Raw genomic sequence first — 21,329 nt, forward strand, 5'->3', positions numbered from 1 at the left:
GTTTGACGCTGCGGTCAGCCTACGACCAGGGTGCGGCTGCCGCCGGAGGATGTCGTCTGGCCGGTAGGGCCGTACATCGTGCCGCCGCCACGGTTGCCTTGCAGGACATTCAGCGCATTCTGGTTGCGCGACATGTGCTGGCCGATCAGCAAGCCGTTGGTGCGGTTGAATTCCTTGGCCTCGCGGGCCAGATCCAGCAGCTCGGTCCAGGCCTTGCCGGTTTCTGCAGAGGCCGATTTCAGCCATGCCTGCATGCCCGATTCGTCGGCGCTGTAACCGGCGGTGCCGAGGCTGCGGTGGCGAGCCAGCGCCAATTCCGTCATGCGGGCGACGGTTTTCGTCTTTTCGTCGATCACCGCGGTCAATCCCTCCAGATTCGCCTGGATCAGATGCTCCTGTTCCTGCCTCAGCAGTTGCAGCAGGGCATGGCCTGCTGCCAGTTCTTCGGCGAGGCTGTTGCCGGGATTGCGTGCGGAGTTTTGCATGACTTCCTGAATTGCTGGTTACTTGCGGGTGCGGATCAGGTCATTGACCGTGTCCAGCAGGCCGTTGGCCACCTTTTCCGGATCGACCTTGAAGGTGCCGTTGGCAATGGCCGCCTTGATTTCTTCCACCTTCCTGGCATCGAACACGCCGCTGGTGCCCGACTGGGTGAGCGACTGCGCGGTCGACGACAGATGGACGCTGTCGGTTTCGGACGGTGTGGAGCTGACGCCGGAAGCCTTGTCGGCTCCCTTGCCGGTGCGGGCCGGGGCGGTCGGCAGGCCCAAACCGCCGGCTTTTTTCAACGGGTCATCGATTTTCACGGCTATTCCTTAACTGTTTGCAGTAGCTGTTTGCGGTATTACGGTTCTTGTCAGAAGGTTTATCGACGCCATCCGCGAAAACTTTAGCGCTGAATTGAAACAAGTTGAAACTTTTTTCATCGAGATCAATAAGTCACTTCCACGATGCCGCCGGCCCTGGCAACGCCGCTGACCACCTGGCCGGAAACCGTGCGCGCCTGGGCGATCTGACCTTCGGAGGCATTGTTAAGTGCCCGGGCTTCTGCAGAAACCTGGAATCCGGGGCCGGTGGACATGACGCGTACCGTCTGTCCCTGCTGGACGGCGGCCTGGCTGCGCAGCGCGTCTCCACGCAGCGGTGTGCCGGCGGCGATCGACAGGGCAAGCGTGCGGCCGACCGCCTGGCCAGCATCGGTAAGGATACCGGCCGGTAGTGCGGTCAGGTCGCCCTTGATGCGCGTCACGTCGTTGGGATTCACGGTCTGGCCCTGAGCCAGCGGCGCCGCCGCGATCAGGTATTCGCCGATCACCTGTACCGTCGAAGCGACATAAATCGTCCAGGGCGAGGGCTCGGTGCAGCGAATGCCTACCGTGGTCTTGCCCCATACCCGGCTTCCCTTGGGAAGAAAGGCTTCCGGCGCGGCGCAGGCGGGCAGGTTGGATCGTGAGTCGATCTGGCCGACGCTCACGTTCACCTGGCCGGGCAGGCCGGTGCTCTGGGTACGCAGGAACTGCTCGACCGTCTGCCTCAGCGCGGCCGTGTCTTGGCGCTGAAGCTGAGGCTGAACACCGGGCGCGGACGTCTGCGCGGCAGCGTGCTGGGCAACGCCGGCCAAGAGCCAGAGGGCAGGGAGCAGTGCTTTTGCGGTTGATTTCATTGTGGCCGTGGTGCTGGACTGTCAGGGCTGAATCTTACCCATGCAGCAAGCAATCAAAAGGGTGAAAAGGAGAGGCTTTCGGAGTCTTATTGCATGATCGATGTGACTTTTGCATCCGTATGATCCAGCCTATGTCAATCCATCGCGGGTTGCGGCATTGGGGAAATGCGGCAGCCGGACAGGGATACGGGGAATGAGATGATAGGTAAGCTGGACGAGGCATTTCGGTTTCATCAGACGGCGCTGAGCTTGCGCGCGGAACGGCAGCAGGTGCTGGCGTCGAATATCGCCAATGCGGATACGCCGAACTACAAGGCGCGCGATGTCGATTTCAACGCGGCGCTCAAGCAGGCCCTCGGTCCGGGTGCTGTGCCGGCTACGGCCACAGCAACTGCCGCCGCATCCGGCCCGGGCAAGGCGGCGGCGAATCCTTTGGCTGTCGCCCTGACGCGAACCTCTTCGGCGCATCTCGCAGGCAATGCAGGCAAGACCACCGCCAACGGCGCGCAGATGATGTACCGGCAGACAGCGGTGCAGGGCAATGTCGACGGCAATACGGTCGACATGGATGTCGAGCGCAACCAGTTCACCGACAATGCGCTTCGCTATGAAGCCGGAGTCACTTTCGCCAGCGGACAGATCAAGACGCTGCTCACCGCAGTCACGGGGCAATAATCATGTCGTTATTCAATATCTTCAACGTCGCCGGTTCGGCCATGAGCGCCCAGGGCCAGCGCCTCAATACCGTGGCCAGCAACATCGCCAACGCCGACAGCACCACCAGCTCCACCGGCGAAGTCTATCGCGCCAAGCAAGTGGTGTTCAGCGTCGACAAGACCAAGAACCCGGCGGCTGCGGGCGTAAAGGTGCAGCAGGTGGTCGAGGACAAGTCGCCGCCCAAGATGCATTACGACCCGAAACATCCGCAGGCCAACGAGCAGGGCTATGTCGCCATGCCGAACGTGAATACGGTCGAAGAGATGGTCAACATGATTTCGGCTTCGCGTTCCTATCAGACGAACGTGGAAACCATGAATGCAGCCAAGACCATGCTGCTCAAAACCTTGACCCTGGGTCAGTGAGATAGGAACGCGGGATGACTACGGTACAGACCAACAACACGGTGCCGGCCGATCTGCTGGCGAACATGAACGGCGCCAAGAGCACGTCGAATGCGGTACAGGAGATTCAGGATCGTTTCATGACGATGCTGGTTGCGCAGATGAAGAACCAGGATCCGCTCAATCCTCTGGACAATGCCCAGGTAACGAGTCAGATGGCGCAGTTGTCGACGGTGACTGGTATCGACAAGCTCAATGCTACCTTGCAGGCTTTGCAAGGCAGTTACCAGACCAGCCAGGCGTTGCAGGCCACCGACATGATCGGGCATGGAGTGCTGATACCGGGTTCTTCGGTGACTTTGGAAAAAGGCGCTTCTATCTTCGGTATCGACATTCCCGAGTCCGTCGATGGTGTCGAAGTCACGATTCGTAACGCATCGAACCAAGTAGTGCGCACGCTAAACCTTGGGGTGCAAGATGCCGGAACTCTGCCGGTTGCGTGGGACGGCGCTACTGACGCCGGAGGCGTGGCTCCGGATGGCGCATACAAATTTGAAGTAAAAGCCACGCGCGGTGATAAGTCAATTTCTGTCACGCCGCTGGCATTTGGCGAAGTGTCGAGTGTAACTACTGGGACTGCGGGCGTAAAAATGAGCATCCTCGGATTAGGCGCAGTCAACTTCGCGGACGTGCGTCAAATTTATTGAACAATACCAGGCACTTGAGCCCAAGGAGAAAAAATGAGCTTTCAACAAGGATTGAGCGGACTGAATGCCGCTTCCAAGAGTCTGGAAACGATCGGTAATAACGTTGCGAACGCAAACACCGTAGGTTTCAAAGGCGCTCAAGCACAATTCGCAGACGTGTTTGCAAATGCGTTGACGGGGGCCGGCGGAGCGCAGGTCGGGATCGGGACGAAGGTCGCCGCAGTGGTTCAGCAATTCACGCAAGGAAATATCACAACTACGAATAATCCGCTTGATATGGCAATCAATGGAGGCGGATTTTTCAGGATGAGCAATAACGGTGCGATTACCTTTTCGCGTAATGGCCAGTTTCAGCTCAATAAGGAAGGATTCATCGTCAACGCAAACGGATCTCATCTCACCGGGTACATGGCCGATGTCAACGGCGTATTGTCCACGGGTGCGCCAACAGATTTGAATATCCGTACGGCGGATCTTTCTCCAAAGGTGACGTCCGAAGCGAAAGTGCAGATCAATCTGGATTCTCGTATGAATCCGCCGAAAAATTCTCCGTTCAGCATTACTGATCCCGAGAGCTATAACAATTCAAGCTCAATCCAGGTTTTCGATACGCTCGGTAACGCTCATGTCTTGCAGTTCTACTATGTTAAAAACGTACCGGCAACTCCTCCGCCTACGCCAACAACCAGTTCATGGGACGTTTATGCTTCTTGCGACGGTATTTTGTTGCCCAACAGCACGATTCCGCCATTGACCGGAGGTCGGGTCGGCACTCTGCAATTTTCCGACGAGGGGGATCTGATTACATCGACAGCGTTCACAACGCCGATCGATCTTACCGCTGTGGCTGCGGCGATCAATGCGGCCGATACCGGTAACCGTGAGCCGGATGTTTTCAATAGCGCGGAGAACCCCTTGACAGTTGCCATAGATTTCGCGAGTTCTACGCAATACGGTTCTCCGTTCGGCGTTAACAGATTGGTGCAGAATGGCTTCACAGCCGGTCGCCTTTCCGGTTTCAATATCGGCTCCGACGGCATTATCACAGGGCGCTACACCAACGGGCAGTCCGCTACGCTGGGTCAGGTCGTGATGGCAAACTTCACCAACCCGAACGGACTGCAGCCGCTCGGCAACAACATGTGGGCGGAATCCTCAACATCCGGTCAGGCGCTGGTAGGAGCCCCTGACTCCGCGGGTCTGGGTGTGTTGCAGGCGTCTGCGGTAGAAGATTCAAACGTCGATCTGACCGCCGAACTGGTCAACATGATCACCGCCCAGCGGGTCTACCAAGCCAATGCCCAGACCATCAAGACGCAGGACCAGGTGATGCAGACGCTGGTGAACCTGCGCTGATCCTTCCCGCATCAACCCTTGCATGAGCGGCGCATTCCGAAAGGGATGCGCCGCCGGAGAACAAGATGGATCGCCTCATCTATACCGCGATGTCCGGTGCCAAGCACATCATGGAGAAGCAGGCCACCACGTCGCACAACCTGGCCAACGTCTCTACCACCGGCTTTCGCGCCCAGCTCGATTCCTTCCGCGCAATTCCCGTGATCGGCGCGCAATTGCCGACCCGCTCCTTCGTGGTCGACGCCACCGTCGGCACCGACTTCCGCGCCGGCCCGATACAGCAGACCGGACGCGCCCTGGACGTGGCCGTGCAGGGGCAGGGCTGGATCGCGGTGCAGCTGGAAGACGGCACAGAAGCCTATACCCGCAACGGCAGCCTGAAGCTCAGCGAAAACGGTGTCCTGCAGACCCAGTCCGGCGCCTCGGTGATGGGCGACGGCGGACCGATCGCGATTCCGCCCGACGTCAACATCTCGATCGCCAAGGACGGCACCGTCACCTCGATCGCGGCCGACTACAAGCCCGGCGCGCCCATCATTCTCGGCCGCATCAAGCTGGTCAATCCGCCGGAGGAAAACTTGGTGCGCGGGGGCGACGGCCTGTTCAGGCTGAAGGAAGGCGGCGAAGCGGACGCGGATGCCAACGTCGCCTTGCTCGGCGGCGCGGTCGAAGGCAGCAATGTCAGCGTGGTCGAATCCATGGTGGACATGATCGCGTTGGCCCGCCAGTTCGACATGCACATGCAGCTGATGAAGAACGTCGAAAGCAACGAGGCGAAAGCCGCCCAGCTTCTGTCTTTGACCGGCTGATGATTCGCCGACAATAGTTGAATAAATTGCCGATGCTGCGGCTTTCGAACTCCTGAGGGGAGAGGGCGGCATCGGTTGCCAAAAGCAGGTTTCCGGAGAAAGAAATGATTCGTTCCTTGTGGATTTCCAAGACAGGCCTGGAAGCGCAGCAGACGCAGATGGATGTCATCTCGAACAACCTGGCCAACGTCAGCACAGGCGGCTTCAAGCGTTCGCGCGCGGTGTTCGAGGATCTGCTGTACCAGACCATGCGCCAGCCCGGCGCGCAGTCGTCGCAGCAGACCCAGCTGCCCTCCGGCCTGCAGATTGGCACCGGCGTGCGCGCCGTTGCGAGCGAGCGCATCCATACCCAGGGCAACCTGCAGAAGACGGATAACGACAAGGATGTCGCCATCCAGGGCCAGGGCTTTTTCCAGGTGCTCCTGCCTGACGGCACCAATGCCTATACCCGCGACGGTTCCTTTCAAATCGACAGCCAGGGCCAGCTGGTGACGGCCAGCGGCTTCGTGGTGCAGCCTGCGATCACCATCCCGGCCAATGCCCAGAGCCTGACGGTCGGGCGCGACGGCACGGTCTCGGTGACTCAGCCCGGCGTCGCCGCGCCGACGCAGGTCGGCACGCTGCAGTTGGTGACCTTCATCAATCCGGCCGGCCTGGAATCCAAGGGGGAAAACCTCTACGTGGAAACGGCAGCCTCCGGCACGCCGAATGCCAATACCCCGGGCACAAACGGCGCCGGCCTCCTGACGCAGGGATATATCGAAACGTCCAACGTCAACGTGGTCGAGGAACTGGTCAACATGATCCAGACCCAGCGTGCCTACGAAATCAACAGCAAGGCCATCACCACCTCGGATCAGATGCTGCAGCGTCTGGGGCAACTGTAAGCAGGAATAGTGATGAATCGCTTGATCAAGATGCTGGAAAACGCCGGCGGACGACGCGGCGCGGTTCTCTCCGGCGTCGCCATGGTGCTGACGATGACGGGCTGCGCAACCGTGCCGGATTCCATCGTCCATCAGCCCTCCGTGAACCGGCCGCCGGCGGCGGCCGCCGTCCCGCCGTCCAACGGCGCGATCTTCCAGGCATCGAATTATCGTCCGATGTTCGAGGACCGGCGTGCGCGCCTGGTGGGCGATACCATCATCATCGCAATCAGCGAAAAGACCAGTGCCGGCAAGTCCGAAGGCAATACGGCCAGCAAGAGCGGCAGCGTCTCCTTCGGCGCGCCGACCCTGTTCGGCATACCGGCCACCACGACCGCCAAGCTCGGTCTGGGGGTGAATTCCTCGAACAAGTTCGAGGAAAAAGATGCCACCACGGCCAGCAACAACTTCACCGGCACCATCACGGTCACCGTGTCCGAGGTTCTGCCCAACGGCAACCTGCTCGTGTCGGGTGAAAAGCAGATTTCCTTTGACAAGGGCGTGGAGTACGTACGCTTCTCCGGCGTCGTCAATCCCGACCATGTGGTGAGCGGCAATGTGGTGTCGTCTACCCAGGTCGCCGACGCACGCGTCGAATACCGCACCAACAGCCGCATCGACAGGGCCGAAGTGATGTCACAGATGACGCGCTTCTTCCTGAGCCTGCTGCCGCTTTAATCTTTCGCACCATGACTTCTCCGCTCCTATCACGCTCCGTCCTGGCAGTGCTTGCGGCCGGCTCCGTGCTTGCCGGCGCATTCACGGCACTGCCGGCTCGCGCCGAACGGCTCAAGGATCTCGCCAGCATCCAGGGCGTGCGCCAGAACCAGTTGATCGGCTACGGCCTGGTGGTCGGCCTCGACGGCAGCGGCGACCAGACCACGCAGACCCCGTTCACCGTGCAGAGCGTGGTGAGCATGCTGCAGAACATGGGCGTCAACCTGCCGCCAGGTACCACCCTGCAGCTCAAGAACGTCGCTGCGGTCATGGTCACCACCTCGCTGCCCGCCTTCGCCCAGCCGGGGCAGATGCTTGATGTCACCGTGTCGTCGATGGGCAATGCGAAAAGCCTGCGCGGCGGCACGCTGCTGATGACGCCGCTCAAGGGCGCGGACGGCCAGATCTACGGCATGGCGCAGGGCAATGTGCTGGTCGGCGGCGTCGGCGCTTCGGCCAACGGCAGCAAGGCCCAAGTCAATCACCTGAGCGTGGGTCGCATTTCCGGCGGCGCCACCGTGGAACGCGCCGTGCAAAGCTCCTTCAATCGCGGCGACACCGTCTTCCTGGAATTGAACGATACCGATTTTTCCACCGCCAGCCGCGTGGTGGAAGCCGTCAACCGCCGCTTCGGTCCGGATATCGCCTCGGCGCAGGACGGCCGAGTGATCCGCGTACGCGCACCGGCCACCAGCGATGAGCGCGTAGCTTTCCTCGGTGCGCTGGAAAGCCTCAACGTCACCCCCGCACAGACCAACGCCAAGGTGATTCTCAATGCGCGTACCGGCTCGGTGGTGATGAACCAGGCCGTGACCCTCGACAGCTGCGCGGTATCGCACGGCAACCTGTCGGTGGTCATCAATACCGATCCGGTGATCAGCCAGCCGGCGCCGCTGTCCGGCGGCCAGACGGTGGTGACCGCGACATCGCAGATCGACATCAAGAAGGAACCGGGACAGGTGCTGCTGCTCAAGGGCGGCACGTCGCTGGCCGACGTGGTGAAGGCCTTGAACGCCATCGGCGCCACGCCGCAGGATCTGCTGGCCATCTTGCAGGCAATGAAGGCCGCGGGTTCCCTGCGCGCCGAACTGGAAATTATTTGATTGAACGATTGCCGCCATGGTCAACCGCATTGATACCTCCAACAACTTCGCGGCCGATGTCAAGGACATCGGCAAGCTGCGCCAGGCGGCCAAGGAAAACTCGCCGGAAGCCCTGAAGGCGACCGCCAAGCAGTTCGAAGCTTTGTTCATGAACATGGTGCTCAAGAGCATGCGCGAGGCCACGCCCCAGGAAGGCGTCTTCGACAGCCAGCAGAGCAAGATGTACACCTCCATGTTCGACCAGCAGCTCAGTCAGACCATGGCGTCGCGCGGCGTCGGCTTGGCGGATGTGCTGGTGCGCCAGCTGTCCACCATGTCGGACAAACAAGCAGTGAATCCGTTGCCGGAAAGCGTCGCATCCGGTAATCCTGATGTCAGTGGCGTAACAAAGGTTTTCCAGCCTGCGCCGGCGGTGGTCGATGCCTTGAAACCGCTACCCAGCAGTAAGCCGGCGCATGTCCGCGCTTTCCACGACAAGCTGGCGGCGTCTGCGGAAGAGGCAAGCAAGGCGACCGGGATACCGGCCAAATTCATGTTGGGTCAGGCTGCGCTTGAAAGTGGATGGGGCAAGCGCGAAATCACCGGCGCGGACGGCAGCCGCAGTCATAACGTCTTCGGCATCAAGGCAACTGGGGGCTGGAAAGGAAAAGTAGTTGAAGCGGTTACCACGGAATACGTCAACGGTTCACCCCAGACTAAAGTGGAGAAATTCCGGGCTTACGACTCCTATGCGGATGCCTTTAAGGATTATGCAAGGCTGCTGCGCAATAATCCACGCTATGAAAACGTAATTGCAAATGCCCAGGATGTTGTGGGTTTTGCAAAAGGGCTGCAAAAGGCGGGCTATGCCACCGATCCGCACTATGCAACCAAACTCACAAAAATAATCACTCAGTCGTTATCTACTTGATAAGCATTGGCGAAAGTTGGCGCAAAGCGCTCAAGTTCTGCGCCGGTCTGCCGTTCATCTAGTTATCGATATCTGGAAGCCTAAATCATGAGCTCGAGCATACTCAGTGTTGGACAAAGCGCGTTGGCCGCAGCGCAAGCTGGCCTTGCCACGACCGGTCACAATATTGCAAATGCCAACACGCCGGGGTATTCACGGCAAATTGTCCTCCAGGCCAGTGCGGGTTCCCAGAACGCAGGTTTCGGCTACGTCGGCAAGGGAGCCGCTGTTGCTGATGTGCGGCGCGTTTTCAACGACCTTCTCGCCACCCAGGTACGGTCGGCGCAGTCCACCCAGAACCAGGTCCAGGCATATTATGATCAGATCAAGCAAATCGACAATCAGCTTGCGGATACGACTTCCGGATTGTCGCCCGTACTGCAGGACTTTTTCAAAGGCATTCAGGATTTAGCGGCGAATCCGAATGCTGCCGCGTCGAGGCAGGCCGCCTTGTCATCGGCGCAAGCCTTAGCAGCGCGTTTTCAGAGTCTTGACGGCCAGCTGAAGGAAGTAGAACAAAGCGTCAACGGCCAAATCACATCCGCTGTGACGGCTATCAACACCCATGCCGCCCAGATTGCCAAGTTGAACGACGCAATTGAAAAAGCAGCTGGTAACGGAGACGGCCATGTGTCGAACGATCTCCTTGATCAACGCGACTATGCGATCACCCAGCTGAGCAAGGAAATCAAGACAACGGTCGTCAAGCAAGGCAATAGCTTTAATATACTGATCGGTAGCGGACAGCCTCTCGTTGTCGGTGCGAAGACACAGGATTTGACGGTGGTTGCATCCGATACGAACCGTAATCGGATGCAGATCGCTTACCATTCAAATGGTAAATTGGTTCCGCTAAGCGAGAGCAGTCTTTCCGGCGGCAGGCTCGGCGGATTATTGGAGTTTCGCAGCAAATCGATGGAGCCGGCGCAAAACGCGCTTGGCCGTGTTGCGATCGGCCTTGCAATAACGTTCAATGCCCAGCACAACTTGGGACAGGACCAGACCGGTCAACTTGGCGGTAATTTCTTTGCGGTTGCAGTACCTCGTGTGGAGGCGAGCAGAAACAACCTGAACTCGCCGCCCACGCCTGTGGCGGACATCAAGGCCGACATAACCGATCCAAGCAAACTAACGACAAGTGATTACCGGATAAGCTACGTTAGTGGTCCCCCGTCACCTCAGTATGTCGTTACGCGACTTCCTGAAAATAGCAAGTCAACGTTTACCAGCTTTCCTGGCGGTGATGGTGAGGCCATTCCGGGCGTAAAACTAACCGAACCTGCCGGAACGCCGATGCAGGTTAACGATGAATTCTTAATACGTCCAACCGTTGACGGCGCGGCAAAATTTGCAGTTGAAATCAACGATGTCAGTAAGATTGCTGCCGGTGCGCCAATCAGTGCAACTGCTCCTCTGACTAACGTCGGCACCGGCAAGATTAGTGCCGGTGTTGTTTCTTCCACGCTTTTAATGCGTCCCGGAGCGTCATCCGGACTCAGCTTGGCATACGCACCGGGATCGCCTGGCACTGTAAGTATCAGCTCGCCAGTTAATAAGCCAATCACATTGATATCGCCCCCGGTTGCACCGAGCACGGAAGAAACCGCTACCGTCTATCCCGCAGGAACCCCGGTTCCTTACACGGTTGGACAAACGATTATGTATGACGGTATCCGGTTCAGTAACATTCCTGGGGCATCGGCCAATACACCCGGCACCTTGAATGTCGACAAGATTTTGCCGATGGAGATCGGCTTTGCTAACGGCGGCTTGAGCGGATTTCCCGCACAGCTTGACGTCTCAGTCAAAGGGGCGGACAGAAAAACTGTCAATTACGCCGCCGGTACAACGCCGATACCCTTCAAAGACGGCGACACCATCTCTACCGGAGGAATCACTTTTACAGTGACCGGTTCGCCAAAGGACGGGGACAAGTTTTCGATCAAATCCAACCCCAATGGCGTCGGCGACAGCCGCAACGCGGTCTTGCTGGGAAGCCTGCAGGGGGCAAATACCCTGGCCGATGGTACGACGACTTATCAGGGAGCGTATGCTCATCTTGTCAGCTTCATCGGTAACAAGACTCATGAACTGGAAGTGACCTACAAGGCGGAATCCGCATATTTGGAGCAAGCCGAAACGGCGATGGAAGCCGAGTCAGGTGTCAATCTCGACGAGGAAGCCACCAATCTGCTTCGTTATCAGCAGGCATATCAAGCGGCGGCCAAGGTGATGCAGACTGCGAATACCTTGTTCGACACTCTGCTGACACTTGGCACCTGATAAGGATTGAGGACGACATCATGCGCATTAGCACCAACACATTGTACACAGCCGGTACGACTCGGATGTCCGAGCTTGAGACAAGCATGTTCAAAGTACAGCAGCAGATGAGCCTGGGAAAGCGGATACTGACGCCATCGGATGATCCGATCGCAGCCGCGCAAATCCTTGAACTGAATCAGTCTCAGTCAATGAATGCCCAGTATGCGGTAAATCGGCAGAATGCCAAGAATTCTCTTGGGCTGGAAGAAAATGCGTTGCAGAGCGTGACAACGCTCTTGCAGGATGTGAAGACTTTGGTGATCAATGCTGGTAGCGGCATTCTGGATAATACGCAACGCAAATACATCGCGAGTGAATTGAGCGGCCGATATGACGAACTCATATCCTTGGCCAATGCCAAGGACGGAGCCGGCAATTATCTATTTTCCGGTTATAGCACATCGATACAACCTTATACCAAGAGCCCTGACGGAGCGACTTACAATGGCGACCAGGGCCAGCGCATGCTTCAAGTAGGTCCACAAAGGCAGATCGCGCTCAGTGATACCGGAGTGGCCTTATTCGAGAGCAACAGAACGGGTAACGGTACCTTTATGACGGGTCTTTCCGACAGCAATAAGGGAAGCGGAGTCATCTCTTCGGGCGGAGTAACTGATCTGGGAGCAGTTACCGGACACAACTACGAAATTCGCTTTTCCGATACGATACCTAACCAGTTTGATATCGTGGACACGACGGCATCCCCGGAAATCGTCGTGGCGCCTGCTGCTCGAACGTATACGAGCGGACAGGCGATCCAGTTCGAGGGCATCCAGGTGGACATTACCGGCGTGCCCCAGAACGGCGATACGTTCACGATAGAGCCGAGCAAGAACCTGAGCATCTTTAGCACCATCAACGATTTGATCAATCTTCTGAATACACCTGTGACCGGTGATGCCGGAAAGGCGAATTTAACAAAGGGGCTCAGCATTGCAAACGAGGGTGTCGATGCAGCCCTGGATAATGTGCTGACGGTACGTGCTTCCGTAGGCTCCCGGTTAAAGGAACTGGATTCTTTGGACCTGCAAGGTGACGATAGAGACCTGCAATACTCACAATCGCTCTTGAAGCTGCAGGATTTGGATTACATGAAAGCAATCACGGATTTGTCCAAGCAAAAGATGATGCTTGAAGCTGCGCAACAGGCATTTGTGAAGACAACAGGCATGAGCCTGTTCAGCTATATCTCGTAGCCAGTTCCTGCAATGTGGGATAGGTAACGTGGGCGGATGCCCACGTTTTTTTGCATCCGCCAATACTCGATACTCTCAGTAATCAGCGCTTGCCTTGATGCGATACCAGCATCTGCTGCATGAACACATTCCCTTCTTCAAACAACTTTTGCATGGGTACTGCAAGGTAAGGAAGTATGAGCGCCAGCACAAGGAATCCCACGGCCAATGTCACAGGGAAGCCGATACCGAACAGATTCAACTGTGGTGCTGCACGAGTGAGGATGCCAAGCGCAATATTGATGAGCAGCAGGGCAGCTATCATCGGCAATGCGAGTTGTACGCCTGAGCTAAAAATAATGCCGCCCCATTTGACCAGCTGGTGAAATCCCCCGGTGCCTGTCGGCTGCGCTGTAATCGGGATGGCAACGAAGCTTTCCGCCAGCGTGGACAGCATCACCAGGTGTACATTTGTTGCGAGAAAAAGCATGAGTGTAAGCAGTGCCAGGAACTGCGCGATTGCCGAAGAGCGGGCTCGTGTTTGCGGATCAAAGAAAGTCGCAAAACCGAATCCCATCGTCAGGCCACAAATTTCGCCTGCCATCTCGACAGCTGCAAATACAAGCCGCATTGCAAATCCCATTGCCAGCCCAATAACAAGCTGCTGCAGAACGATGAGCAAGCCGGCGAACGACATCGGGTCGGCGGCCGGTAATGCGGGGACGGTCGGGCCAACCAGAATGGACAGCATGATGCCGAGTCCAAGCTTGACGCGGACCGGGATCGAGAGATTGCCAAAGACCGGTGCGGTAGCGACCAAGCCGAGGATTCGCGTCAGCGGCCATAGGAAAGAGGCAATCCAGACATTGAGTTCAGTGCTGGTGAAGGTAACCATGTTACGGACATGAACGGCGAAGCCGGAACACCGGGTTGACTTGCCGCCTTGTAGTTCAGCCAACCATGCTTGGAATATTCGAGAACATCTGTCGCATGTAATCCATCATGACAGTCAGCATCCATGGCCCGGCAACAATCATGGTGACGAAGATTGCGACAAGTTTGGGAATAAAAGACAGTGTCGCTTCATTGATTTGAGTCGCCGCCTGAAAAATACTCACGATGAGACCGACGGCCAGCGCTACGATGAGCAGCGGCGCCGCCACCATCAGCGTGATTTCCATCGCTTGGCGGCCCATTGTCATAACGCTCTCTGGAGTCATTGCTGATCCTTAATAGGTATTAGTAAAAGCTTTGAGCCAGCGAGCCGATCAGCAGCTGCCAGCCGTCGACCAGCACGAACAGCATCAGCTTGAAGGGCAGCGATACGATCGCCGGCGACATCATCATCATGCCCATCGACATCAATATGCTGGCGACCACCATGTCGATGATGAGAAAGGGAATGAAAATGGCGAAACTGATTTGGAAGGCGGTTTTCAGCTCGCTGGTGATGAACGCCGGCACCAGCACCCGCAGCGGCACGTCTTCCGGGCCATTGAGCGCCGGCGTGTTGGACAGCTTCACATAGAGCGCGAGGTCGGACTGGCGGGTCTGCTTCATCATGAAGCTCTTGAGCGGCACCACGCCGCGCTCCAGCGCCTGGTTCATGGTGATCTTGTTTTCCGACAGCGGCTGGTAGGCATCGGTATAGACGCGGTCGAGCACCGGGCCCATGACGAACAGCGTCAGGAACAGCGCCAGGCCGATCAGCACCTGGTTGGGCGGCGCGGTCTGCGTGCCCAGCGCCTGGCGCAGCAGCGACAGCACGATGATGATGCGCGTGAAGCTTGTCATCATCAGCAGCGCAGCCGGCAGCAAAGTGAGCGCCGTCAGCAGGATCAGCGTCTGCAGGCTGAGGGAATAAGTCTGACCGCCGCCCGGTCCCGGGGTGCTTGTCACGGCCGGCAGGCCCGTCTGCGCGGCGGCGATCAGCGGCAAGCCGAGCAAGGCGAGGGGAAGCAGGCGGGGAATGATCTTGAGAACAGTCTTCACTTCGGAGGTACGCGGCGAGCGTTACTTGCCATTGCGCTTGTCGATGGTTTGCTTGAGCCAGGCGGCGAAATTCTTGTTGTCGGGCAGGATTTCCACGGTAGACGCCAGCTCCTGGCGCGGCATGGAGGAGAGTCCGTTGACGCGGCCGGGCGCAACGCCCACCACGATCCACTGGTCGCCGACTTCGATGACCAGCACGCGTTCGCGGTTTCCGACATTGACGCCGCCGACCACGCGCGCGACGCTGCCGCTCGCCGTTCCCGCCACGCCCATGCGCTTGAGCAGCCAGACGCCGCCGGCCATCAGCAGCAGAACGGCAACGAGGCCGAGGAGGACCTGGAACAGGCTGCCGGCCGATGCCGGCGAAGCGGCTGCGGTAGTGGCTGCCGACGCCGCCGTCGCCGCTGTTACAGCATTTGCAGCAGCGGTGCCCGCTTCCTGTGCTACCGCATGAGCGGCGGAACAGGCCAGCAGCGTGAAAGCCGTGAGAAGCCGAAGCAGTTTCATCGATTGAGCTTGCGAATGCGTTCCGAGGGCGTGATGATGTCCGTCAGGCGGATACCGAACTTGTCGTTTACCACCACCACTTCGCCTTGGGCGATCAGGCAGCCGTTGACCAGCACGTCCATCGGCTCGCCGGCAAGGCCGTCGAGCTCGACCACGGAACCCTGGGCCAGCTGCAGCAGGTTCTTGATGGCGATCTTGGTGCGGCCGAGTTCGACCGTCAGCTGTACCGGGATGTCGAGGATGAAGTCGATATCGTTGTTCGTGCTGGACTTGCCCGGAGTGCTGGAGAAATCCTGGAATACCGCTGCCTGGGCCTGCTTCGCGGCTGCTGCGGCGGCTTCCGCCTGTGCCTGTTCGGCAATCGCGGCGCCCCAGTCGTCGTCCATGCTCGACTGGTCGTTTTCGTCAGCCATTGTCTTCTCCTTGCATAAAATCGTTCGTGCTGTAGGTCAGCAGCTTTTCCACGCGCAGCGCGTACTGCCCGTTGAATTTTCCGTAGCTGCATTCCATCACCGGTACGCCGTCCACCTTGGCGGAGACGGTTTCCGGAATCGCGATCGGGATGACATCCCCGACCTTCATGTTGAGGATCTCGCCCAGCGTTGTGTTGGCCGTTCCGAGATCGGCGACGATCTGAACTTCCGCCGTCTGGATCTGCTGCGTCATCAGCCGCACCCAGCGTTTGTCCATTTCCAGCGTTTCGCCCTGCAGGCTGCTGGTGAGGATATCGCGGATCGGTTCGATCATCGAGTAGGGCGTGCAGAAATGCATCTCGCCGCTGACCGGGCCGAGTTCGACGGTGAATGTCGTGGCCACCACCACCTCATTGGGCGTGGCGATGTTGGCGAACTGCGTGTTCATTTCGGAACGGACGTATTCGAACTCGACCGGATAGACCGGTTCCCATGACTTGGCATAGGTCTCGAACACGATGCCGAGAATGCGCTGGATGATGCGCTGTTCGGTCTGCGTGAAATCGCGGCCTTCCACGCGGGTATGGAAACGGCCGTCGCCGCCGAAGAGATTGTCGACCAGAAGAAATACCAGGTTCGGATCGAAGACCATCAGCGCGGTGCCGCGCAGCGGTTTCATGTGCACCAGGTTCAGGTTGGTCGGCACCACCAAGTTGCGGATGAATTCGCTGTACTTGTGCACGCGCACCGGGCCGATCGATACCTCGGCGCTGCGGTGCAGGAAGTTGAACAGCCCGATGCGCAGCAGGCGGGCGAAACGCTCGTTGATGATTTCCAGCGTCGGCATCCGGCCACGGACGATGCGTTCCTGCGTGGCCAGGTTATACGGACGTATCCCGGATTCGTCTTCCTGCGCCGCACTCTCGTCCTGGTCGCCGGTGACGCCCTTGAGCAGGGCATCGACTTCTTCCTGGGAAAGGAAATTGTCTGCCATGGTGTTACTGGATGACGAACGAAGTGAAGAACACGCCGTGGGCGGATTGCGGAGCTGCGTTCGGCACGAAGGGTTTCGTCACTTCGGCGAGGATGTCCGACTGCAGCTTCTGCTTGCCCTCGGCGGTCGAAATCTCGGAGGCCTTGCGGCTTCCCAGCAGAAGCAGAATGCGGCTGCGCAGCAGCGGCATGTACATCTTCAGGTATTCCACCTGCGTCTGGTCGGCGACCTGCAGGGTAAATGCCACTTGCAGGTACTGTTCGCCGTTCTCGGGCTGCAGGTTGACGGTGAAAGGTTCCATCTGGAGGAAGACCGGGGGCTTGCTCAGGTCGACCTTCGGCGCCGGCGGAGCTGCCGCATGCTCGTCATGATCACCTTTTTTACCCATCAGGAACCATGCCGCGCCCGCGCCGATGGCGGCCAGTAGCAGGGCGCCGACGACGATGATGATCAGCTTCTTTTTCGAACCCTTGCCCGCGGCGCCCGATCCGGCGTCGTCGGCGGCTACGGCTTTTGCATTTGCTTTTGCGGCAGTTGCCATGTTTCTTCCTTAGTCCCGCCCGCAGCGCGGGTCGGTATGTGCTGCAGAGTATCCAGACGAATTATCGTCAAGCGGCCGCATGTTGGATGCGATGAACAGAGGCAGGAAGCCGATTCAAATCCTGTCGCCGCTCCGCCGGCCGCTTATGGTGTTGCCCGTTGTTGCGCTCAGACGAAGGTATCGACCATGCCCGTGCCGCCGGAAGAGGGCACCGCCCGGCTCGCATTGACGATGGTTGTTCCGCCGCTCTCTCCGTTGCCCTGGCCCTGGCGCGATGCAAATGACGGGTTCTGCTGATTCTGCTGGCTCTGCTGGTTCGGCGATCCGCTGTTGACGGTGGCCTGGCCCAGCTGAATGCCGGCTTCGCCCAGCATGTCGCGCAGCTTCGGCATGGCTGCTTCCAGCGCCTGACGCACTTCCGGCTGCGCGGCGGTAAACGTTGCGTTGGCCTGCGAATTGCTGACATTCAGTACGATCTGCAGCGGACCGAGGTCGGGCGGATTCAGGGTCAGCGATGCGCTCTGCTGTTCTCCCGTCACCATCCAGACCACTTTCTGCCCGAGTGCCTGGTCCCAGCCGGCGGAGCCGACGGCCGGCGTCAGGCGCTCGGCGGCCTTCGTTTCCGGCGTACGGCCGACAGCGTGCGCCATCTGCGGGATGGACTGCATGGGTGCCGGAACCTGGTTTTGCGTTTCCTGCAGCGCCGCGCCGAAATTGGCCGGAGCCGTATCGCTGTCCGGGTTCATCAACAATTCCTGGCCCTTGGCGGCGAGACTGGCCAGATCCTCCGCAGCGCCCGAACCGGTGTCCGGTCTTGCTGCCAGATCGGCCGGCATGTCCTTCGCGCCGGCCCTTGCTGCATCCGCGTCGAGTGCGAGCGGCTTGCCGCCTGCGTGCGCATCCGGCACGATCTCTGTCTTTTCGGGGTGGGCGGCTGCCTGCTCGGGGCGCAGCATGCCAGAGGCCGCCAGCAGCAGGGCCGGGTCGACGGCGGCCTGGTCGTTCTGCTGTTCGCCCAGGGCGCTTGCGTCGGTGCTCGCCGCCGTTGTCATCTGGACCAGATCGGCCACCATGGCGAGCAGGTCGTCGGGCGACGCCGCGGAATTTGCCTTGGCATCCGACACATCTTCCTTGGCGGCGTCCTTCTCCTCGGCGCCTTTGACTTTGGCCGGCTGCCTTGCATCGCTGGCCGGGCGCGCGGCGGCTTGCTGGGAAGCGGCCGAGGAAGTTGCCGAGGCATTGGCTGAAGCCGGCTGCTGCGTCTTTGCCGGCGCGGGCGCGGATTGCGTCTTGGGCAACGTGTTCTGCTGGCGTCCCGCCACTTCGCGCGACAGCAGCTGTCCGAAGGACTGCGCGGGATTCGCGTTGGACGTGTCCGCCGGCTTGCCTGCAGGCGTCGTGCCGGTGAAGAGATTGGCGGGATTGGTAACCTGTGACGTTTGCATGGCTGGTCTACCGTTTATAGTTGGCTAGGCGGTTGGCGTACTCGTCCATCAATTTCTGGTCGCGCTTGTTTTCCTTGCGCAGCTCGACTGCTTCCTTGCGTGCTGCCAGCGTGCCGTAGGACATGCGCTTGCGCTCGGAGCTTTGCCAGGCGCTGCGTTCCTCGACGATGCGGCGCTTGGCGGTGTCGACGATCTGCTGCTGGCCGGCGATGGCCGTGTCCAGCTTTTCAAGAAAGAGTTGGAAATTGCGGTATCCCATGGCGGTCATTCCGTTCGCCATGCCGGTCCGGAGGCGGGCTTCGTAGTCGTCGCGGTATTGCATCAGGAGGCCGAGCTTCTGCTCGGTGTCCTGGCAATTGCGCACGGCGACGCCGAGCCGCTTGGCGGCTTCATCGGTCTGGTTCGTTGCCAGTTCGATAAGAGTGTCGAGAGCGGAAGTTTTTGCCATGATTCATTATAGTTCCGCAACTCAATATCTCATCCCTCGAAAAGCGCGGCAAGTTGCCCCAAGCTCTCCGCAATGGGAGATTTTTCGGTGATGTCTTGCTGCAGGAAAGCCTCGATCCTGGGATTCAAGGCGATGGCCTGGTCGAGCACCGGATCGGAACCGGCGCTGTAGGCGCCGACGCTGATCAGGTCACGATTGCGCAGGTAGCGCGAATACAGCTGCTTGACCCGGCGCATGAGCTTCTGGTGCTGGTCTGAGGTGATGTTGTGCATCGCCCGGCTGATCGACTGTTCGACATCGATTGCAGGGTAATGGCCGGCTTCGGCCAGGCTTCGGTTGAGTACGATATGGCCGTCGAGAATGGCGCGCGCCGAGTCTGCGATCGGATCCTGCTGATCATCGCCCTCGGTCAGCACCGTGTAGAAGGCGGTAATCGATCCGCCGCCTTCCTTGCCATTGCCGGCCCGCTCCACCAGCGCCGGCAGCTTAGCGAAGACGGAAGGCGGATAACCCTTGGTCGCCGGCGGTTCACCGATGGCCAGGGCGATTTCGCGCTGGGCCATCGCATAGCGCGTCAGGGAATCCATGATCAGCAGCACGCTCTTGCCTTGATCGCGAAAATATTCGGCGACGGTGTGGGTGTAGGCCGCGCCCTGGAGGCGCATCAGCGGCGAGACGTCGGCCGGCGCGGCGATCACGACCGAGCGGGCCAGACCGACCGTGCCGAGGATCTGCTCAATGAATTCCTTGACCTCGCGTCCCCGTTCGCCAATCAGGCCGACGACGATCACATCCGCGCTGGTATAGCGCGCCATCATGCCGAGCAGTACGCTCTTGCCGACGCCCGAGCCGGCGAACAGGCCCATGCGCTGGCCGCGTCCCACGGTCAGCATGCTGTTGATCGCGCGCACGCCGGTGTCGAGCACTTCGGAAATGGGGGCGCGGAACAGTGGATTGCCGGGGCGGACGTTGAGCGGCGCGGAGTGCGCTGCATAGAGGGGACCGAGAGCATCCAGCGGCCGGCCGGCGGCATCCAGCACGCGGCCGAGCAATTCTTCGCCGACAGGCAGATGCCTGCCGCGGTCGCTGGGACGGCGGCGGGGATGATCCACGGTCCCGGGGCGGGGCAGGGTCTGCACGACTTCAAGCGGAAAGACGCGCGAGCCGGGGACCACGCCCTCGACGTCGCTTTGCGGCATGAGGAACAGCTTGTCATTGTCGAAACCGACCACTTCAGCCTCGATCTTCGCTCCGCTGCTGAGCGGAACGGTGCAGGCGCTGCCGACGGCCAGCTTCAGGCCGACCGCTTCCATCACAAGGCCGGCGACACGTGTGACTCGGCCCGACACCTGCATCGGCTCGGCAATCGATGCAAGCGAGCGGCAGTCGCGCAGGTAGGCCTGCCAGCGTTCGGTATGCGTGCCGTTCATTCCAGCCAGCCGTTGGTCTTGCCGAGCGCTTCTGCGATGCGCTGCCAGCGCGTCTCGGCCGTGGCATCGATCTGGTTGCTGGCGGTTTCGATGCGACAGCCGCCGCGGGCAAGCTGCGGATCTTCCGACACGCGCCAGCCGTTGCGCGCCAGGTCGTCGCCCATGTGCTGCGCCACGACTGCTGCATCGGCTGGGTGCAGGGTGAGCTGGGCAGGCTGCTGTACCACGGGAAGATAACGGATCGCTTCGCTCACGAGCGGCAGCACCAGCTCGGGCCGCACGCTCAGCGAAGTCTTGAGCATGGCCTTCGCCAGATCGAGCGCCAGCTCGAGCATGTCGGAGGCGACGGTTTCGTTTGCGCGTTCCACCGCGCCGCCGAAGGTCTCGGCGATGCTGCGCAGCGGCTGCAGCTGTTCCAGCAACGCCGCTTCTGCCGCCTGCCGGGCATCGGCCTCTCCCTGCGCAAACCCTTCCGCGTAGCCGGCATTGCGTCCTTCGGCATGGCCTTCCGCATGACCCTGCTGGCGGGCTTCCTCGCGCTGGCGTGCCAGCTCTTCGGCCGCCAGCTGCTCGGCCTGCGCGGCTTCCTGCCTGGCGCTAGGGCGAGTGTCGCCCAGCGACGCCAGCTCCCAGCGCTGGTAAGCGGACAACTGTTCTTTCGGAATGATGGTCGAACTCATGATGCTTCCAGGTGCGCCGCGGCGGCGCGGCAATCAAGATGACAGGACATGGCCGCTCGCACCGCAGCGATGCGGAAGGAGCGGCTGG

The 21,329-nt window shown here is 59.7% G+C and carries 25 protein-coding genes; 11 read left to right on the forward strand and 14 right to left on the reverse strand.

Annotation, left to right across the window (positions count from 1 at the left end):
• Nucleotides 1-14: 14 nt before the first annotated feature.
• The 3 genes from IGW03_RS13380 to flgA all read right to left on the reverse strand — a co-directional run bounded on the left by IGW03_RS13380 (nucleotide 15) and on the right by flgA (nucleotide 1,663).
• Complete coding sequence (locus tag IGW03_RS13380) at nucleotides 15-485, reverse strand: flagella synthesis protein FlgN (protein WP_194723067.1); 471 nt, start codon at nucleotides 483-485, stop codon at nucleotides 15-17.
• An 18-nt stretch (nucleotides 486-503) separates the two neighbouring features.
• Nucleotides 504-806: a flagellar biosynthesis anti-sigma factor FlgM gene (flgM, locus tag IGW03_RS13385; protein WP_194723068.1), complete on the reverse strand. Its 303-nt coding sequence runs from the start codon at nucleotides 804-806 to the stop codon at nucleotides 504-506.
• Nucleotides 807-931: 125 nt separating this feature from the next.
• Nucleotides 932-1,663: a flagellar basal body P-ring formation chaperone FlgA gene (gene flgA, locus IGW03_RS13390; RefSeq protein ID WP_194723069.1), complete on the reverse strand. Its 732-nt coding sequence runs from the start codon at nucleotides 1,661-1,663 to the stop codon at nucleotides 932-934.
• A 198-nt stretch (nucleotides 1,664-1,861) separates the two neighbouring features.
• Between flgA and flgB the strand changes: the two genes are divergently transcribed.
• The 11 genes from flgB to flgL all read left to right on the forward strand — a co-directional run bounded on the left by flgB (nucleotide 1,862) and on the right by flgL (nucleotide 12,812).
• Entirely contained in the window at nucleotides 1,862-2,338 is a 477-nt protein-coding gene (flgB, locus tag IGW03_RS13395) for a flagellar basal body rod protein FlgB (RefSeq protein WP_194723070.1), read from the forward strand.
• A 2-nt stretch (nucleotides 2,339-2,340) separates the two neighbouring features.
• Complete coding sequence (gene flgC, locus IGW03_RS13400; RefSeq protein WP_194723071.1) at nucleotides 2,341-2,745, forward strand: flagellar basal body rod protein FlgC; 405 nt, start codon at nucleotides 2,341-2,343, stop codon at nucleotides 2,743-2,745.
• A 14-nt stretch (nucleotides 2,746-2,759) separates the two neighbouring features.
• On the forward strand, nucleotides 2,760-3,431 hold the full coding sequence (locus IGW03_RS13405) for a flagellar hook assembly protein FlgD (protein ID WP_194723072.1): 672 nt from the start codon (nucleotides 2,760-2,762) through the stop codon (nucleotides 3,429-3,431).
• A 33-nt stretch (nucleotides 3,432-3,464) separates the two neighbouring features.
• The gene (gene flgE / locus IGW03_RS13410; RefSeq protein WP_194723073.1) at nucleotides 3,465-4,787 is read left to right on the forward strand and encodes a flagellar hook protein FlgE; all 1,323 of its coding nucleotides are present in this window, start codon (nucleotides 3,465-3,467) and stop codon (nucleotides 4,785-4,787) included.
• 65 nt (nucleotides 4,788-4,852) lie between these two features.
• The gene (flgF, locus tag IGW03_RS13415; protein WP_194723074.1) at nucleotides 4,853-5,596 is read left to right on the forward strand and encodes a flagellar basal-body rod protein FlgF; all 744 of its coding nucleotides are present in this window, start codon (nucleotides 4,853-4,855) and stop codon (nucleotides 5,594-5,596) included.
• A 104-nt stretch (nucleotides 5,597-5,700) separates the two neighbouring features.
• Entirely contained in the window at nucleotides 5,701-6,483 is a 783-nt protein-coding gene (gene flgG / locus IGW03_RS13420) for a flagellar basal-body rod protein FlgG (RefSeq protein WP_194723075.1), read from the forward strand.
• 12 nt (nucleotides 6,484-6,495) lie between these two features.
• On the forward strand, nucleotides 6,496-7,200 hold the full coding sequence (locus IGW03_RS13425; protein ID WP_194723076.1) for a flagellar basal body L-ring protein FlgH: 705 nt from the start codon (nucleotides 6,496-6,498) through the stop codon (nucleotides 7,198-7,200).
• Between the two features lie 11 nt (nucleotides 7,201-7,211).
• Nucleotides 7,212-8,342, forward strand: a complete 1,131-nt coding sequence (locus IGW03_RS13430; protein ID WP_194723077.1) for a flagellar basal body P-ring protein FlgI — start codon at nucleotides 7,212-7,214, stop codon at nucleotides 8,340-8,342.
• Between the two features lie 16 nt (nucleotides 8,343-8,358).
• Entirely contained in the window at nucleotides 8,359-9,252 is an 894-nt protein-coding gene (gene flgJ, locus IGW03_RS13435; RefSeq protein WP_194723078.1) for a flagellar assembly peptidoglycan hydrolase FlgJ, read from the forward strand.
• Between the two features lie 87 nt (nucleotides 9,253-9,339).
• Complete coding sequence (gene flgK, locus IGW03_RS13440) at nucleotides 9,340-11,574, forward strand: flagellar hook-associated protein FlgK (protein ID WP_194723079.1); 2,235 nt, start codon at nucleotides 9,340-9,342, stop codon at nucleotides 11,572-11,574.
• 20 nt (nucleotides 11,575-11,594) lie between these two features.
• Entirely contained in the window at nucleotides 11,595-12,812 is a 1,218-nt protein-coding gene (gene flgL, locus IGW03_RS13445) for a flagellar hook-associated protein FlgL (protein WP_194723080.1), read from the forward strand.
• A gap of 82 nt (nucleotides 12,813-12,894) precedes the next feature.
• Here flgL and fliR read toward each other — a convergent pair whose 3' ends face one another.
• The 11 genes from fliR to fliH form a co-directional block, all read right to left on the reverse strand.
• On the reverse strand, nucleotides 12,895-13,686 hold the full coding sequence (fliR, locus tag IGW03_RS13450) for a flagellar biosynthetic protein FliR (protein WP_194723081.1): 792 nt from the start codon (nucleotides 13,684-13,686) through the stop codon (nucleotides 12,895-12,897).
• Nucleotides 13,687-13,741: 55 nt separating this feature from the next.
• Nucleotides 13,742-14,011 (reverse strand): flagellar biosynthesis protein FliQ, encoded by a 270-nt coding sequence (fliQ, locus tag IGW03_RS13455; RefSeq protein WP_194723082.1) that lies wholly within the window; start codon nucleotides 14,009-14,011, stop codon nucleotides 13,742-13,744.
• A 19-nt stretch (nucleotides 14,012-14,030) separates the two neighbouring features.
• A complete protein-coding gene (fliP, locus tag IGW03_RS13460) occupies nucleotides 14,031-14,783 on the reverse strand; it encodes a flagellar type III secretion system pore protein FliP (RefSeq protein WP_323744966.1) in 753 nt (250 codons plus the stop codon).
• Between the two features lie 21 nt (nucleotides 14,784-14,804).
• A complete protein-coding gene (gene fliO / locus IGW03_RS13465; protein WP_194723083.1) occupies nucleotides 14,805-15,290 on the reverse strand; it encodes a flagellar biosynthetic protein FliO in 486 nt (161 codons plus the stop codon).
• Nucleotides 15,287-15,703 carry a flagellar motor switch protein FliN gene (fliN, locus tag IGW03_RS13470; RefSeq protein WP_194723084.1) on the reverse strand — a complete coding sequence of 139 codons (417 nt, stop codon included), beginning with the start codon at nucleotides 15,701-15,703 and terminating at the stop codon, nucleotides 15,287-15,289. Before fliN ends, fliO begins: the two co-directional genes overlap by 4 nt.
• On the reverse strand, nucleotides 15,696-16,697 hold the full coding sequence (gene fliM, locus IGW03_RS13475) for a flagellar motor switch protein FliM (RefSeq protein WP_194723085.1): 1,002 nt from the start codon (nucleotides 16,695-16,697) through the stop codon (nucleotides 15,696-15,698). Before fliM ends, fliN begins: the two co-directional genes overlap by 8 nt.
• Before the next feature lie 4 nt (nucleotides 16,698-16,701).
• The gene (gene fliL, locus IGW03_RS13480; protein ID WP_194723086.1) at nucleotides 16,702-17,238 is read right to left on the reverse strand and encodes a flagellar basal body-associated protein FliL; all 537 of its coding nucleotides are present in this window, start codon (nucleotides 17,236-17,238) and stop codon (nucleotides 16,702-16,704) included.
• A 167-nt stretch (nucleotides 17,239-17,405) separates the two neighbouring features.
• Entirely contained in the window at nucleotides 17,406-18,683 is a 1,278-nt protein-coding gene (locus IGW03_RS13485; protein WP_194723087.1) for a flagellar hook-length control protein FliK, read from the reverse strand.
• Between the two features lie 7 nt (nucleotides 18,684-18,690).
• The gene (fliJ, locus tag IGW03_RS13490; protein ID WP_194723088.1) at nucleotides 18,691-19,131 is read right to left on the reverse strand and encodes a flagellar export protein FliJ; all 441 of its coding nucleotides are present in this window, start codon (nucleotides 19,129-19,131) and stop codon (nucleotides 18,691-18,693) included.
• Nucleotides 19,132-19,160: 29 nt separating this feature from the next.
• The gene (gene fliI / locus IGW03_RS13495) at nucleotides 19,161-20,561 is read right to left on the reverse strand and encodes a flagellar protein export ATPase FliI (RefSeq protein WP_194723089.1); all 1,401 of its coding nucleotides are present in this window, start codon (nucleotides 20,559-20,561) and stop codon (nucleotides 19,161-19,163) included.
• On the reverse strand, nucleotides 20,558-21,241 hold the full coding sequence (gene fliH / locus IGW03_RS13500) for a flagellar assembly protein FliH (RefSeq protein WP_194723090.1): 684 nt from the start codon (nucleotides 21,239-21,241) through the stop codon (nucleotides 20,558-20,560). The genes fliI and fliH overlap by 4 nt, the downstream gene beginning before the upstream one ends.
• Between the last annotated feature and the right edge of the window lie 88 nt (nucleotides 21,242-21,329).

Origin of the sequence: Noviherbaspirillum malthae (assembly GCF_015352985.1) — a bacterium.
GTDB lineage: Bacteria > Pseudomonadota > Gammaproteobacteria > Burkholderiales > Burkholderiaceae_D > Noviherbaspirillum > Noviherbaspirillum malthae.